Here is a 13,207-nt window from a genome sequence, read left to right on the forward strand (position 1 = left end):
CCCCCGACCAGGAACGCATTCGCTCATTCACCCGGGCGTCGCTGCTCGGACGGGGCCTCCCCGTCGGCGGCCCCGGGGGAGGGCTCCTCGGCGGCGCCCCCGTCCGGCGGCGGATCGGCGAGGGCGGGGGTCTCGCCGGTGTCGCGCTCGCCGTGCGTCCAGCGCCCGAAGCGGGACGTGCGGGTCGCGGCGACCTGCTCGCGGATCCGCTCGACGATGTGCCCGGCCGCGAGCCGGTGCGCCAGCTCGCACGCCGAGGTGATCGCGCGGGCGTGCGACCCGCCGTGCGCGATCACCACGGTCCCGTTCAGGCCGAGCAGGACGCCGCCGCCGTAGCTGTCGGGGTCGAGCCGGTCGCGCAGCTCCTGGAGCCTGCGGCGCTGGAGCAGCGCGCCCATCCGCGCGGCGGGGGAGGCGCCCATCGCGGCGCGGATCTCGGTGAACGCCGTCCGGATCGTGCCCTCCATCGTCTTCAGCGCGACGTTGCCGGTGAAGCCGTCGGTCACGATCACCTCGACCTCGCCGGCCAGCAGGTCGTGGCCCTCCACGTTCCCGGCGAACTCGACGCCGTGGTGGCCGCCCGCGAGCAGCTCGTGCGCCCGCTTGGCGACCTTGTCGCCCTTGCCGGGCTCGACGCCGATGGTCAGCAGCCCGACCCGGGGGCGCTCCACCTCCAGCAGGATCCGCGCGTAGGCGGTGCCGAGCGCCGCGAACTGCACGAGTCCCTCGGGCTTGACGTCCACGGTGGCGCCCGCGTCCAGCAGGATCGTCGGGCGCGGGCGGGTCGGCAGCGTCACCGCGATCGCGGGCCGCAGCACGCCCTGCTGGCCCTTCAGCCGCAGCCGCGAGGTCGCCACGACCCCGGCGGTGCTGCCCGCCGACACCAGCGCCGACGCGCGCCCCTGCCTGACCAGGTGGCAGGCGATCGCGACGGACGAGCGGGGCTTGCGCCAGCTCGCGAGCGCGCCCTCGTCCATGTCGAGCGCCTCGTCGGCGTGCACGATCGGGATCCGCCCGACGAAGCCGTGCCGCTCCAGCTCGCGGCGGATCCCCGGTGCCTGCCCCACCAGCACCAGCCGGACGCCGTGCGCGCGGACGGCCTCGACCGCCCCCGCGACGATCTCGCCGGGGGCGTGGTCGCCGCCCATCGTGTCGACCGCGACGGGCAGCGGCCGGACCGCCGCCCGGCGGGCCGCCTCCGGGCGCGACGGCCCGCCCTTGCCGGTCATGGCCGCTCCAGGAGGGTGAAAGGACGTGATGGGCCGCAAGAACGCAGCTCATCGAATGGTAGGACGTCCTGGCACCCGGCCCGCCATCATCCGCGGCGTCCGCGGGCCGACCGCGGTCCTCAGCCGGACTCGTGCGCGCAGTCGGCGCCCAGGCACGGCGCGTTCTGCACCAGCGGCCTGCCGCCCACGAGGATCGTGTAGTACGCCTTGCCGTTGCCGCTGTCGCCGCTGCCCAGCACCCGCACGTCCCGGGCGTCGGTGGTGGTGCCGGTGCAGGCCGCGCGCAGCCTGCTCTTCGTCCAGCCGGGCAGGTCCCCGCACTTCAGCGGGGACCGCAGCGTGACGCCGTGCGACCGGAGCTCGGCGGCGGCCGTGGTGGGCAGCGCCTCGCGCAGCGCCGCCTGCGTCTTGTACTTCAGCTCGTCCCCGCCGGCGAGCACCAGGTAGGCGATGCCCGCGCCCACCAGGGCGAGGACGAGCAGCGCGGCCGGGCCCAGCGTCAGGACTCTCTTGCGACTGATCTCCACACGCAGTAAGTCACCCTGCGTGCGGACTCATATGCGCGGAGTGTCGATCTTTTCCCGGATCATGCGCTCTCATGGGGATCGGCCGCAGCCGTCGCCGAGGCAGTGCTGGTTCAGCACCTGCCGCCCGGCGACGGTGACGACGTAGTTCTCGCGCGGACGGGCGGTGTCGGCGTCGGCCGCGACGCCCCTCACCGCCACCGGCTCGCCCGTGCTCGTCTCGGCCGTGCACTCGACGTGCACCACAGAGGAGCCCGAGTCGCGCGTCTCGCAGTGCGGCCGCGCCCTCAGCTCGATGCCCCGGTCCCGCAGCTCGGTGGCGACCCCGTCGGTGACGGCGTTGTTGTACGAGCCGTCGGAGATGCGCTGCATGACCTTGCAGCCGGGCAGGGCCAGTACCAGCACCGCGACCAGCGGCAGCACCGCGACCGGCGGCGGCCGCCGCGCACCACGGCTCACCCGGCCGCCTCCGCCGGGTGGCCCAGCACCGCCGCGACGGCGTCCGCGACCGCGTCGGGACGGTCGAGCTGCACCATGTGCCGCGCGTCCGGCAGCTCGACCTGGCTGCCGTGCGGGCTCATCTCGGCGAGCCGCCGGTGCCCCTCCGCCCACTCGCGGGCCTTGCCGCCCTCGACGTCGCCGAGCGCGGTCAGCACGACCATCGGGACGGGCGGGAACGGCCGCCGCTTCCGCACGTCCTCCAGGTCGGCGGCCATCTCCCGGTAGGCGGCCTCCTCCGCCACGACCGTGCCGAGGACCGTCCCGCGCCCGTAGACCGAGCGGACGACGTCGCCGGAGACCGGCTCGTCCCGGACGCTGGTGCGCTTCAGCACCAGCCGCCGCCCGAGCGGCCCGACGACCCGGGCGAGCCGCGTCACGCCGAGCAGCGCGCCCGCCGCGGTCGCGACCGGCGCCACCAGCGGCGAGATCCGCACCGGGACGCGGGGCTCGTGCTCGCAGCTCGGGTCGACCAGTACCAGCCCCTGGACGAGCTCCGGGCGCAGCCGGGCCAGCGCCTCGGCGTGGAAGGCGGCCATCGAGTGGGCGACCAGCGTCACCGGCCGCCGCTCCCGCTCGGCGAGCGCGGCGAGCACGCCGGTGTCGCGGCGCAGCGAGGGCGGCGCCTGCGCGGCCGGGCTCAGCCCGAGCCCCGGCCGGTCGAAGACGACCACCCGGTGCCGGTCGCGCAGCAGGTCGGTCGAGGGCCGCCAGTCGAACCAGGCCCCGCCGAGCCCGGAGCCGACCAGCAGCGGCGGGCCGCCGGGCGGGCCCTCCTCCACCACGTGGACCTGCTCCCGTCCGGCATTGACGATCTCGGTCACAGCACCGTCTTCTCTCGTTCGGACGCGGCGGAGGACGCGGCGCTCGCCGCGTCCCGCCGGTCGGTGTACAGGGCCCAGGCGATGGTCAGCAGGCCCAGGCACAGGATGCCGATCTGGATGCGCTGGATGATCCCGAGCCACTGCCCGAGGTACATCGCCAGCAGCGTGCCCAGCGCGAACACGGCCTCGGCGAGGGCGAGCGGCCAGCCCCAGCGGGCGAGGGCGGGCCACCACCCGTACCGGCGGGCGGCCATCGACAGCGTGAACAGCGCGATCACACCGCAGATGATCACCGCGCTGCTCGTCACCGAATGGAACTCGTGCGAGAACGACACGTTCTCCGAGCGCTCCTTGAGCGCGCACCACGTCTGGAGGCTGGGCGCGCAGTCGAGCGGGAACGCCGCGTCGCCGATCGCGCACACGCCGAACAGCCCGAGGAACACCCAGCCGGTCGTGGCGAGCCTCGGGCCGCGCAGCTTGCGCAGCGACCCGATCGACACCATGATCGTCAGTATTCCGGTGACGAGGTCGCCGCCGCCGTAGACCAGGTGGAAGGGCTGGTCGGACGCCGAGAGTTCGCTCACATAGCCGTTCACGACGTCGAGCTTCGGGCTGAGCAGGTGCTCCAGCAGGAACGTCCCGTAGGACACGGCGGCGATCACGGCGAGGACGATCACCCACATCGGGACGGTTCCCGGCCCGCGGCCCGCGGCCTTGTCAGCGTCGTCCATCCAGCCCCCTCACGCCGCCTGGCTCCGCCCGCCCCCTACCAGTAAATCCGAAACCACGCAGGGCCGGTGACCCGAGGCGAGCTTTCCGGAGTATCCCCTGGACGTGGCCCCGCAACAGCCGTACCAGAACCGCGAGGTGAACCGAGCACGGTCGGGGGCCGCGAGGTTGACGTCCCGTAGTCGTTGAACAACCGGCGCGCCGTCCACGATGATGTCGAGGCGATTTGTCGGGATCGTCGTGACCAGCTTCTTCGTACTCTGGAGGGGGTATCAACTCGGAACGAAACAATCCAAATCCGATCAAACGGGGTGCCCGTCGGTCTTGGGATCACCGTCCGTGACGACACGCCCCGGGGGTGCGTCTTCCCCCGCTGACTTCAAGGAGTACCAACACGTGACACTGGTGAACGACGCGGCTCCCGCAGTGCGATCCACAGGTCGCAAGTTCCGCGCCTTCACGGCGAAGCACCTCGACGAGCTCACCGCTCGCGCGGGGCTGTCGCCCGCACAGCAGCTCGCGACCCGGGCGGTGGCCACGGTCCTGCCGTTCCGGACGAACGCGTACGTCATTGAGGAGCTCATCGACTGGTCGGCCGCGCCCGACGATCCGATGTACCGGCTGGTCTTCCCCCAGGAGGACATGCTGCCCGCCGAGGACGTCGCGCACCTGTCCGACCTGCTGCGCCGGGAGGCCCCGAAGGCCGAGGTCGAGGCCGCCGCGCACGCCGTACGGATGCGGCTCAACCCCCATCCGGCCGGGCAGATGGAGCTCAACATCCCGAGCTTCGGGGACGGCAAGATCCCCGGGATGCAGCACAAGTACGACGAGACCGTCCTGTACTTCCCCAAGCAGGGCCAGACCTGCCACGCCTACTGCACCTACTGCTTCCGCTGGGCGCAGTTCGTCGGCGAGGCCGACCTGAAGATGGCGGGCGACGACGTCACCGCCCTGCGCAACTACCTGGTCTCGCATCCCGAGGTGACGAGCGTCCTGTTCACCGGCGGCGACGCCATGATCATGGGCGAGCCGGTGCTGCGCCGCTACATCGAGCCGCTGCTGGACCTGGAGCAGCTCGAATCCATCCGGATCGGGACCAAGTCGCTCGCGTACTGGCCCCAGAAGTTCGTCACCGACCCCGACGCCGACGACATGCTGCGGCTGTTCGAGCAGGTCGTCGAGTCGGGCAAGAACCTCGCGTTCATGGCGCACTTCACCCACCCGCGCGAGCTGGAGCCGCTGATGGTCGCCGAGGCGTGCCGCCGCATCCGCGACACCGGCGCGGTCATCCGCACCCAGGCCCCCCTCATCCGGACGATCAACGACGATCCCGGGGTCTGGGAGACCATGTGGCGAACGCAGACCCGCATGGGCCTCGTGCCCTACTACCTGTTCGTGGAGCGCGACACCGGCCCGCAGGACTACTTCGCCGTGCCGCTCGCCCGCGCCTACGAGATCTACCGGGACGCCTACAAGAACGTCTCGGGGCTGGCCCGCACCGTCCGGGGCCCGTCCATGTCCGCCACGCCCGGCAAGGTCTGCGTGGACGGCGTCGTGGACCTGTTCGGCGAGAAGGTGTTCGCGCTGCACTTCATCCAGGCGCGGGACTCCGAGCTGGTCGGCAAGCCGTTCTTCGCCCAGTACGACCCGGACGCCGTCTGGCTGGACGACCTCAAACCCGCGTTCGCCGACCGCTTCCCCTTCGAGCGGTGACCCCGTGTCCCTTTGAGTCCCGGCCCACGCCCCTCGCCTGGCGGCTCGGGGCGTGACCGTGCCCCGGCGGGCGCGGCATCGCTTCGCGATGTTCCCGGTGGGGCCTCGCCTCCGGCGTCGGCCCCACCGGTCGGCTACGCGCCCGCGCGGCGGTCGAGGTCGCCGGGGCCTGTCCTAGACGCCGTACTCGGGGACGATCGTCGCGCGGGCGAGCGTGTGCCCGGTGATGTTGAAGCCCACGGCGGCGGGGGAGGTGTCGGAGTCGACGCCGAGCGACTCCACGTCCAGCGCGTGGACGGTGAACACGTAGCGGTGCGGGTCGCCGGGCGGCGGGGCGGCCCCGCCGAACGCCTTGGCGCCGTAGTCGTTGCGGGCGTGCACGCCGACCGCGGAGTCCGCCGCGCCCGCGCCCGCGGGCAGTTCGGTGACGCTCGCGGGGATGTCGAACAGCGACCAGTGCCAGAACCCGCTGCCGGTGGGCGCGTCGGGGTCGAAGCAGGTCACCGCGAAGCTCTTGGTCCCGGGCGGGAAGCCCGTCCAGCGCAGGTGCGGGGAGGTGTTCCCGCCGGCGTAGACCTGCGCGTCGGGGAGGCGCTCCCCGTCGGTCACGTCGTCGCTGGCGACGGTGAACGACGGGACCTCGGGCAGGTACTCGTGCGGCAGCGGCGGCTTCGCGGCCATGGCGACCTCCTGGTGGGCGGGACGGCGCGCCGCCCCGACGGCTGGCGTGGTTTCAGCGGCCGAGTCTATTGACGACGGCCGGGCCGTCCTCCCGCAGGGGTGGACGGCCGGGGTCGGGCGCGGCGGGTCTACTTGCCGGTGGCGGCGGTGTAGGCGGCGATGACCTCGTTGGGCTCGCCGTCCATGTGCATGCGGCCCTCGTCGATCCAGATGACGCGGTCGCAGGTCTCCTTCACCACGTCGAGCTGGTGGGCGACCAGGAACACCGCGCCCGCCTCGCGGCGCAGCTCCTCGATCCGGCGCTTGCTCTTGACCTTGAACTTGGCGTCGCCGGTGGCGAGCGCCTCGTCGATCAGCAGCACGTCGTGGGTCTTGGCGGCGGCGATCGCGAACCGGAGCCGGGCGCCCATGCCGGAGGAGTACGTCCGCATGGGGTACTGGATGAAGCCCTCCTTGAGCCCGGCGAAGTCGACGATCTCCTTGTACTTGGCGCGGGTCTCCTGGGGGGACATGCCCATCGCCAGGCAGCCCAGCACGATGTTGCGCTCGCCGGTGAGGTCCTTCATCAGGGCGGCGTTGACGCCGAGCAGCGAGGGCTGGCCGTCGGTGTAGACGCCGCCGCTGTGCGGCGGCAGCAGCCCGGCGATGGCCTTCAGCAGCGTGGACTTGCCCGACCCGTTGGTGCCGATGATCCCGACGGCCTCGCCCCGGTAGACCACGAACGACAGGCCCTTGATCGCGTGCACCTCGGTCATCGAGGGGCGGCTCTCGCGCCGCAGGATGCGGGAGAACGCGCTGGCGGCGTTGCCCTTGCCGCCCGCGCCGAACACCCGGTAGATGATGTGCAGGTCGTCCACCACCACGATCGGCTCGCGGTTCGGGTCGATCCGGACGGCATCGCGGACCTTCGTGTCAGCCACGGCCGTAACGCTCCTCGGCACGGTAGAAGTACAGGAACCCGCCGACCAGCGCGATCACGGCCCAGGCGACCCCGTAGAGCCACATCTGCGACGTCGCCTCAAGGTTCAGCCCCTGGACGTGGTGGCGGTACTTGCCGAGCAGCGCGTTCCGGCTCAGCTCGACGTACACGTAGCCGGGGTTGGCCTTCAGCAGCTCCGCCGCCCACGGGTGGTGGGAGAGCTTGGAGCCGGGCTTCATCAGCGACGGCAGGCTGAAGATCACGCCGGACAGGTACAGCCAGGTCCGCATGATGAACGGCAGCAGCTGGGTGATGTCGCGGTTGAACGCGCCGATCCGCGCCACGACCAGGCTCGCCCCGATGTTGAACATCAGCTGGAGCATCAGCACGGGCACGAACAGCAGCATGTTGAGGGTGAACGGCTCGCCGAAGCACACCACGATGGCGAGCAGCACCACCAGCGACAGCAGCAGCTGCTGGAGCTCGACGACCGCGATCGCCAGCGGCAGCGTCGCGCGCGGGAAGTGCAGCGCGCGGATCAGCGACAGGTTGGTGCCGACCGACTTGGAGCCCGAGGTGATCGAGCGCTGCGTGAACCCGAACATGAACACGCCCGTCACCAGGAACGGAAGGTAGTCCGGGATGGCGCCGCGCCCGCTCAGCAGGACGCCGAAGATCAGGAAGTACACGGCGACGTTCAGAATCGGGGTCAGCAGCTGCCATAGCTGCCCGAGCCGCGATTCGGTGTACATCGAGATGTTCTTGGCCGACGCGAAGGCCCAGATGAAGTTGCGCCGGGCCCACACATCCTGGATGTACTTGCGCAACGTGGGGCGCGCCGCGCTCTGCTTCAGCCCATACCGTGCGGCGTAGGCGGCCAGCGTGTCGTTCACGTGAGGAGGCTCCGCGATCGTGCCGACCGACTCGCCACCCAGGGAACCGAGCCGTTCCGGGTGACTCATGCCGGGAAGCCTATTGCAGTCGACGATGTGTGAGTGACGTTCGCCCGCATGTGACCCCCGATTTGAGATCTTTACGGAATCATGTCGTCCTCACGGGGGATACCCCGGTCATGCGCGTCAACCATCATGGCTCCCCCCGCCGGTCACCGTCCGTGTCGAACAGGCGGGCCCCGCGCGCCGCGCGGCGCCGCCCGTCAGCGCGGAGCCTGCTGGACCGCCTCGGGCGCGCCGACCGGCAGGCCTTCGACCGGGTGGCCTCCGCGCGGCTGCCCGGGCTGGAGTACGTGCTGCCCCGGCTGTCCCGGCTCGCCGATCACGGAGTGTTGTGGTTCGGCACGGCCGGTGCGCTCGGCCTCGGCCGCCGGGCGCCGCACCGGCGGGCTGCGCTGCGCGGGGCGCTCGCGATCGCGGTGGCGAGCCCCGCCGTGAACATCGTCGGCAAGCAGGCGTTCCGCCGCAAGCGCCCGGTCGTCGACCTGGTGCCGCCGATCCGGATCCGCTGGAAGCCGCCGACCTCGCACGCGTTCCCCTCCGGGCACTCGGCGTCGGCCGCCGCGTTCGCGACCGGGATCGCGCTGGAGGCGTCGCCCCTGGTCGCCGCGCCGGTGGCGGTGCTGGCGGCGGCGGTGGCGTTCTCCCGCGTCTACACGGGGGCGCACTATCCGGGCGACGTGCTGGCCGGGGTGGGGATCGGCGTGCTGGCCGGGTTCGGGACGCGGCTGGTGTGGCCCGCCCGCCCCCCGGTGGCGCGGGTGAGCCGGTTCGGGAGCGAGCGGGCCCAGGTCAGCGAGGACGGGCGGGGGCTCGTCGCGGTCGTCAACCCGGGTTCGGGCGACGGCTCGGCCGGCCTCCTGCCCAGCAACGCCGAGATGGCGGTCTCGATGCTGGAGCTCGAACTGCCCGCGGCGGAGATCGTCCGGATCGGGCCCGACGAGGACGTCGACAAGGTCGTCGAGCGGGCGGCGGAGCGGGCGGCGGTGCTGGGCGTCGTCGGCGGGGACGGGACGGTCAACGTGGGCGCGCGGGCGGCGCTGAAGCACGACATCCCGCTCCTGGTCGTCCCGGGCGGGACGTTCAACCACTTCGCCAAGGCGCACGGGGTCATGAACCCCCGGGAGGCGGTCGCCGCCTACCGGGGCGGCCGGGTCGGACGGGTCGACGTCGCCTACGTGGTGCCCGCGTCCGCCCCCGACGAGGAGCAGATCTTCCTCAACACCGCGAGCTTCGGCGCCTACACCGAGCTGGTCGACCGCCGGGAGCGGCTGGAGCGGCGGCTCGGCAAGTGGCCCGCGACGGCGGTCGCGGCCGTCCGCACCCTGCGGCACTCCGAGCCGGTCGAGGTCGTCATGGACGGGCGCGAGCGCCGCGTCTGGCTGGCGTTCATCGGCAACTGCGCCTACGGCTCGCGCGGCGCCGCGCCGAGCTGGCGGAAGCGGCTCGACGACGGGCGGCTGGACGTCCGCGTGGTCGCCACCGGACGGCGCGTCCCGAGGGTCCGCGCGGTCGTGGCCGTGCTGGTCGGGCACCTGCCGCTGATCCCCGGCTACCGTGCGTGGCGGGCGGGCGGCCTGGAGCTGACCTCCCCGGACGGCGTGCTCCGCCTGGCCCGGGACGGCGAGGTCTCGTCACTCCCCGGAGCCGTCCGCCTCGGCAAGCACGCGCGGGCGCTGCGCGTCCTGCGCCCGGTCGCCGGCCCGTGACGTTCGCGCAGAGTTCAGGCCGCCGTCACCTCGCCCGCCGGGGGCGACGGCGGGTTCAGCCCTCCCGCTCCGGGTAAGTGCTGGACCGTATCGACCAGCCTTGTATCGACACGACGCGGAGCAGTACGGACCGCTCCGCCGGGAAGGGGCGCCCTTTCATGACCACGACGGGAATCGACCCTGGCGCGCTCAGCGACGACGACCTGTTCCGCGAGTTGAGCAGCCTGTACCAGACGCGCCTGGACGCCCTCAGGCACGCCGCCGACCAGGCCTACGGGGAGCACACCCGCCGGATGAACGAGCTGGAGGCCGAGTACCTGCGCCGGTATCCGGCCCGCGAGATCGACCCCGAGCGCCTACGTGAAGGCGCCCGCGCCCGCTGACCCCCGTGGTTCGGGGCGCGGCTCAGCGTGCGCGCCGCGCGTGCGCGGCGCGGGCGAACTGGTCGTCGAGGCTGCGGGGGAACGGCACCATCCGGTGCAGGTCCCGCCAGGGCGCGAACTGCCGGACGGCGTTGAACCCGGCCGCCGTGACGATCCGCGAGACGAGCGGGCCGGGCGGGCAGGCCGGGTAGATGTCCAGGTGCGCGACGCCGGGCGGCAGGCGGCGCGGACGGCGCGGCGAGACCAGCGTCATCGCCGGACGCCGGTTCTCCAGCCCGGCCATCTCCCGCGCGTAGGAGACGAGGTCCTGGACCTCCGCCTCCGGCCCGCCGTGGACGATCAGCCAGCCCTCCACGTCCACCGGCTCGGACGGCGGGTCGGTCAGCGTCAGCGGCGCGACCTCGTCCGAGACGGCCCGAAGGTGGGCCTCGTGCTCCGCCTCCAGCGGCTCCAGCACGTAGGTCCGGTGGAAGCGGGGCGGTGCGGCGGGCAGCCGCTCCCGGTAGGCGTCCCAGCGGAGCCGGCGCGCGAGGTGCGTGGCACGGACCCCCTCCGGGAGCCGCAGCTCGCCCTTGAGGCCGGCCGGGAAAGCGTCGACGACCAGCTCGCCCGCGTCGAGGCCGCCGAGCCCGTCGAGCCCGTCGAGTGACCCGCGCACCGTCCAGCCGCCCGCGATCCGGGGGTCGGCGGCATGCGGCGAGTCCGTCACCACGGTGATCTCGCCGTCCCACGCCAGCGTGTGCGCGGCGGCGCGCAACCGCGTCAGGTGGCCGAGCCCGTCCCCCCGCGCGTAGCAGACGATCAACGAACCTCCCGGAGCACCGCCAGGTACCCGGCGGTCTCCTTGGCGGGGGTGAAGTCGCGGCGGATCCGCTCCGCGCCCGCCGCGCCGAGCCTCGCCAGCTCCCCGGTGTCGGCCCGCGCGGCGCGGTCGATCGCCGCGCGGCAGGCGTGCGCGTCGCCCGCCGGGAACGTGTAGCCGATCGCGTCGTCGGCGACGTCGGCGAGGCCGCCCGCGTCCGAGGCCAGCAGCGGGATGCCGAGCGCCGCCGCCTCCAGCGCCACGTTCGGCATCCCGTCGTAGAAGGACGGCAGCGCCACCAGGTCGCAGCTCGCGTACACGCCGGGCAGGTCGTAGCGTTCGAGGAAGGGCAGGAACGAGTGCGGGACGGTGTCCTTGCGCTCGGTCAGCCACCGCGTGACGACGTCCTCGACCTCGCCGACCAGCAGCAGGTGGAAGGCGCCCGAATGGCCGGACGCGGCGAGCGCGTCCAGCAGGAAACCCACGCCCTTCTTGTTCTTGAGCTGGCCGATGACGCCGATCGTGCGGCGCCCCCGCTCGACGTTCTCGGCGCGCCAGGCGATGCCGCGCGCCCGCTCGGACGGCAGCACCCGCCACTGCGCGGTGTCCACGCTGTTGGCCACGAACGTGACCGGCGCGTCCGGCGCCAGCGCCGCCACCAGCGGCGCGTGCGAGCGGGCGACGACGCACACGCGGGCCGAGGAGCGCAGCGCGTCGGCGAGCACCCCGCGCCGCCGCAGCGAGAACACCCCGACGTCGATGTCGTTGCCGCGCAGCAGCGTGATGAGCGGCGCGTCCAGCAGCCGGGCGAGGACGGGCGCCGCGAGCATCGAGTACGTGCCGCCGAACCCGGCGACGTGGGTGTAGGCGCCGGTGAGGCCCTCGGCCGTGAGCGTCGTCCAGAGGCGGCGGAGCGCGTGCTCGGGGTCCTCGCCGAGCGGCGCGGTCAGCAGCCGCCCGCCGTTCTCCCGCGCCACCGCCCAGGGGCGCTCGCGCCGCGTCAGGCAGGCCACGTCCACCTCGACCCCCGCGGCGCGCAGCCCGCGGACGATCCGGTCGCAGGACTGCGCCATGCCGCCCTGGCTCGGCGGGTAGTGCTCGGTGACCCACAGGACGCGCACCGCCGCCGCCGTTCGCTCGTCCGCCATCAGCTGTCCACGAAGCCGGTGTCATGGCCCGGGTCGAAGTCGCCCTCGCCGTAGGAGTACCCGTCGCCGGGGTTGAACGCGCCGCGGTCGTACTCGTTGAACGAGGAGTACCAGGCGGGGTCGCTGTAGGCCCGCGAGCTGCTCTCGTAGTAGCGGCGCCGGTACCCGCTCGTCCAGGACGGGTCGTAGGGCCCGGCCTCCCCGCCGTACTCCTGCGCCGCCACGCATTCGGGGCAGTGCCCGCTCTGCCGCGCCGCGTGCCTGTCGCACACCGGCCGCGAGCACCGCGGGCAGGACGCGACGGCCGCGCGCCCGCAGTGGGCCAGCACGAAGAACCCCGTCGTGACGGTGCAGGGGGTCATGAGGTCCTCCTCTGGGCGGCCGGTGCCGTCCACCGGAACGGCTCGGTCGACAGCAGCAGGAGCCCCTCGGTCAGCTCGGCGCCGGTCCGCTCGCCGACGATCTTGGCGTCGGCGCGGATCACCACCCGCGCCCCGCCCTGCTTGACCCGCACCCGGATCCAGCCGGGCGGCGGCGTCGCCGGGCGGTACACGGCCGCGCCCTTGGGCAGCCGCCGCACCACCCGGACCAGGTGCGTCGACCGCGTCTTCCCCTTCATCTTGACCTTGCCGCGCGGGTTGCGCTTCCTGACCAGCCGCTTGCGGACCCGCTCGGTGGCGGCCAGCTCCAGGACGCTGCCGTCCCGCAGCTCGGCCCGCATCCGCAGCCACGGGTCGGTGACCCACGTCTGCTTGACCGACAGGACCGGGCGCTGTGCGGGCAGGTCCACGGTGGGCCCGTGCTTGTCCTTGGCGTCCGTGCCGCGCAGGTCGGCGGCGACCGACAGCACGCCGTCCGGACGCATGTCCGCCGCCATGATCCGCAGCAGCGGCACCACGACCTCGCGGGTCCGCTCGGGCGGCGCCCACCTGCGCCGCCTCACGTGCTCGTGGTGGGTGGCGAGGCTCGCGATCAGCGGCTCCCACTCGTCCCGCCGCAGCGAGACCGCGAAGCCCCGCTCCAGCACGAGCGCCCGGTGCAGCGGATGGAACCGCTCGATCGCCGCGCGCTGCTTACGCCAGAACATGACGAACC

At 73.2% G+C, this 13,207-nt stretch carries 15 protein-coding genes; 3 read left to right on the plus strand and 12 right to left on the minus strand.

From position 1 onward, the window contains the following. Positions 1 to 23: 23 nt before the first annotated feature. From plsX to GNZ18_RS29645, 5 genes are all read right to left on the minus strand, one after another. Complete coding sequence (gene plsX / locus GNZ18_RS29625; protein ID WP_156219932.1) at positions 24 to 1,229, minus strand: phosphate acyltransferase PlsX; 1,206 nt, start codon at positions 1,227 to 1,229, stop codon at positions 24 to 26. A gap of 119 nt (positions 1,230 to 1,348) precedes the next feature. Next, on the minus strand, positions 1,349 to 1,756 hold the full coding sequence (locus GNZ18_RS29630) for a hypothetical protein (RefSeq protein WP_308166398.1): 408 nt from the start codon (positions 1,754 to 1,756) through the stop codon (positions 1,349 to 1,351). A 69-nt stretch (positions 1,757 to 1,825) separates the two neighbouring features. Then, positions 1,826 to 2,212: a hypothetical protein gene (locus tag GNZ18_RS29635; protein WP_312874824.1), complete on the minus strand. Its 387-nt coding sequence runs from the start codon at positions 2,210 to 2,212 to the stop codon at positions 1,826 to 1,828. Further along, positions 2,209 to 3,075, minus strand: a complete 867-nt coding sequence (locus tag GNZ18_RS29640) for an alpha/beta fold hydrolase (protein ID WP_312874825.1) — start codon at positions 3,073 to 3,075, stop codon at positions 2,209 to 2,211. The genes GNZ18_RS29635 and GNZ18_RS29640 overlap by 4 nt, the downstream gene beginning before the upstream one ends. Beyond that, entirely contained in the window at positions 3,072 to 3,806 is a 735-nt protein-coding gene (locus GNZ18_RS29645) for a DUF998 domain-containing protein (RefSeq protein ID WP_156219933.1), read from the minus strand. Before GNZ18_RS29645 ends, GNZ18_RS29640 begins: the two co-directional genes overlap by 4 nt. A gap of 394 nt (positions 3,807 to 4,200) precedes the next feature. Here GNZ18_RS29645 and GNZ18_RS29650 point away from each other — a divergent pair, with 394 nt between their 5' ends. Beyond that, positions 4,201 to 5,517 (plus strand): KamA family radical SAM protein, encoded by a 1,317-nt coding sequence (locus GNZ18_RS29650; protein ID WP_214620240.1) that lies wholly within the window; start codon positions 4,201 to 4,203, stop codon positions 5,515 to 5,517. A gap of 174 nt (positions 5,518 to 5,691) precedes the next feature. On the opposite strand, the gene GNZ18_RS29655 is transcribed toward GNZ18_RS29650, so the two are convergent. The 3 genes from GNZ18_RS29655 to GNZ18_RS29665 all read right to left on the minus strand — a co-directional run bounded on the left by GNZ18_RS29655 (position 5,692) and on the right by GNZ18_RS29665 (position 8,079). Further along, a complete protein-coding gene (locus GNZ18_RS29655; RefSeq protein WP_156219934.1) occupies positions 5,692 to 6,198 on the minus strand; it encodes a YbhB/YbcL family Raf kinase inhibitor-like protein in 507 nt (168 codons plus the stop codon). A 128-nt stretch (positions 6,199 to 6,326) separates the two neighbouring features. Continuing rightward, the gene (locus GNZ18_RS29660; protein WP_242891624.1) at positions 6,327 to 7,118 is read right to left on the minus strand and encodes an ABC transporter ATP-binding protein; all 792 of its coding nucleotides are present in this window, start codon (positions 7,116 to 7,118) and stop codon (positions 6,327 to 6,329) included. Then, the gene (locus tag GNZ18_RS29665; protein ID WP_156219935.1) at positions 7,111 to 8,079 is read right to left on the minus strand and encodes an ABC transporter permease; all 969 of its coding nucleotides are present in this window, start codon (positions 8,077 to 8,079) and stop codon (positions 7,111 to 7,113) included. Before GNZ18_RS29665 ends, GNZ18_RS29660 begins: the two co-directional genes overlap by 8 nt. Positions 8,080 to 8,231: 152 nt before the next feature. On the opposite strand from GNZ18_RS29665, the gene GNZ18_RS29670 reads away from it, so the two are divergent. Both GNZ18_RS29670 and GNZ18_RS29675 read left to right on the plus strand, forming a co-directional pair. Next, the gene (locus GNZ18_RS29670; protein ID WP_308166393.1) at positions 8,232 to 9,779 is read left to right on the plus strand and encodes a bifunctional phosphatase PAP2/diacylglycerol kinase family protein; all 1,548 of its coding nucleotides are present in this window, start codon (positions 8,232 to 8,234) and stop codon (positions 9,777 to 9,779) included. A gap of 158 nt (positions 9,780 to 9,937) precedes the next feature. Next, positions 9,938 to 10,162, plus strand: coding sequence for a DUF6158 family protein (locus tag GNZ18_RS29675; RefSeq protein ID WP_156219936.1), 225 nt, complete (start codon positions 9,938 to 9,940; stop codon positions 10,160 to 10,162). Between the two features lie 22 nt (positions 10,163 to 10,184). Here GNZ18_RS29675 and GNZ18_RS29680 read toward each other — a convergent pair whose 3' ends face one another. From GNZ18_RS29680 to GNZ18_RS29695, 4 genes are read right to left on the minus strand one after another with little or no spacing between them, the layout of a single operon-like run. Next, the gene (locus tag GNZ18_RS29680) at positions 10,185 to 10,967 is read right to left on the minus strand and encodes a hypothetical protein (RefSeq protein WP_156219937.1); all 783 of its coding nucleotides are present in this window, start codon (positions 10,965 to 10,967) and stop codon (positions 10,185 to 10,187) included. Next, complete coding sequence (locus GNZ18_RS29685) at positions 10,964 to 12,112, minus strand: glycosyltransferase family 4 protein (RefSeq protein WP_156219938.1); 1,149 nt, start codon at positions 12,110 to 12,112, stop codon at positions 10,964 to 10,966. Before GNZ18_RS29685 ends, GNZ18_RS29680 begins: the two co-directional genes overlap by 4 nt. Next, entirely contained in the window at positions 12,112 to 12,474 is a 363-nt protein-coding gene (locus GNZ18_RS29690) for a hypothetical protein (RefSeq protein WP_156219939.1), read from the minus strand. Before GNZ18_RS29690 ends, GNZ18_RS29685 begins: the two co-directional genes overlap by 1 nt. Beyond that, positions 12,471 to 13,199, minus strand: coding sequence for a hypothetical protein (locus GNZ18_RS29695; protein ID WP_156219940.1), 729 nt, complete (start codon positions 13,197 to 13,199; stop codon positions 12,471 to 12,473). The genes GNZ18_RS29690 and GNZ18_RS29695 overlap by 4 nt, the downstream gene beginning before the upstream one ends. Positions 13,200 to 13,207: the final 8 nt, after the last annotated feature.

This window comes from Actinomadura litoris (assembly GCF_009733595.1).
Classification (GTDB): Bacteria; Actinomycetota; Actinomycetes; order Streptosporangiales; family Streptosporangiaceae; genus Spirillospora; species Spirillospora litoris.

Bases quoted from the DNA above. Each gene is read 5' to 3' on its own strand.
- GNZ18_RS29690 (WP_156219939.1), bottom strand. From the start codon at position 12,474: ATGACCCCCTGCACCGTCACGACGGGGTTCTTCGTGCTGGCCCACTGC.
- GNZ18_RS29695 (WP_156219940.1), bottom strand. From the start codon at position 13,199: ATGTTCTGGCGTAAGCAGCGCGCGGCGATCGAGCGGTTCCATCCGCTG.
- GNZ18_RS29675 (WP_156219936.1), top strand. From the start codon at position 9,938: ATGACCACGACGGGAATCGACCCTGGCGCGCTCAGCGACGACGACCTG.
- GNZ18_RS29685 (WP_156219938.1), bottom strand. From the start codon at position 12,112: ATGGCGGACGAGCGAACGGCGGCGGCGGTGCGCGTCCTGTGGGTCACC.
- plsX (WP_156219932.1), bottom strand. From the start codon at position 1,229: ATGACCGGCAAGGGCGGGCCGTCGCGCCCGGAGGCGGCCCGCCGGGCG.
- GNZ18_RS29665 (WP_156219935.1), bottom strand. From the start codon at position 8,079: ATGAGTCACCCGGAACGGCTCGGTTCCCTGGGTGGCGAGTCGGTCGGC.
- GNZ18_RS29655 (WP_156219934.1), bottom strand. From the start codon at position 6,198: ATGGCCGCGAAGCCGCCGCTGCCGCACGAGTACCTGCCCGAGGTCCCG.
- GNZ18_RS29645 (WP_156219933.1), bottom strand. From the start codon at position 3,806: ATGGACGACGCTGACAAGGCCGCGGGCCGCGGGCCGGGAACCGTCCCG.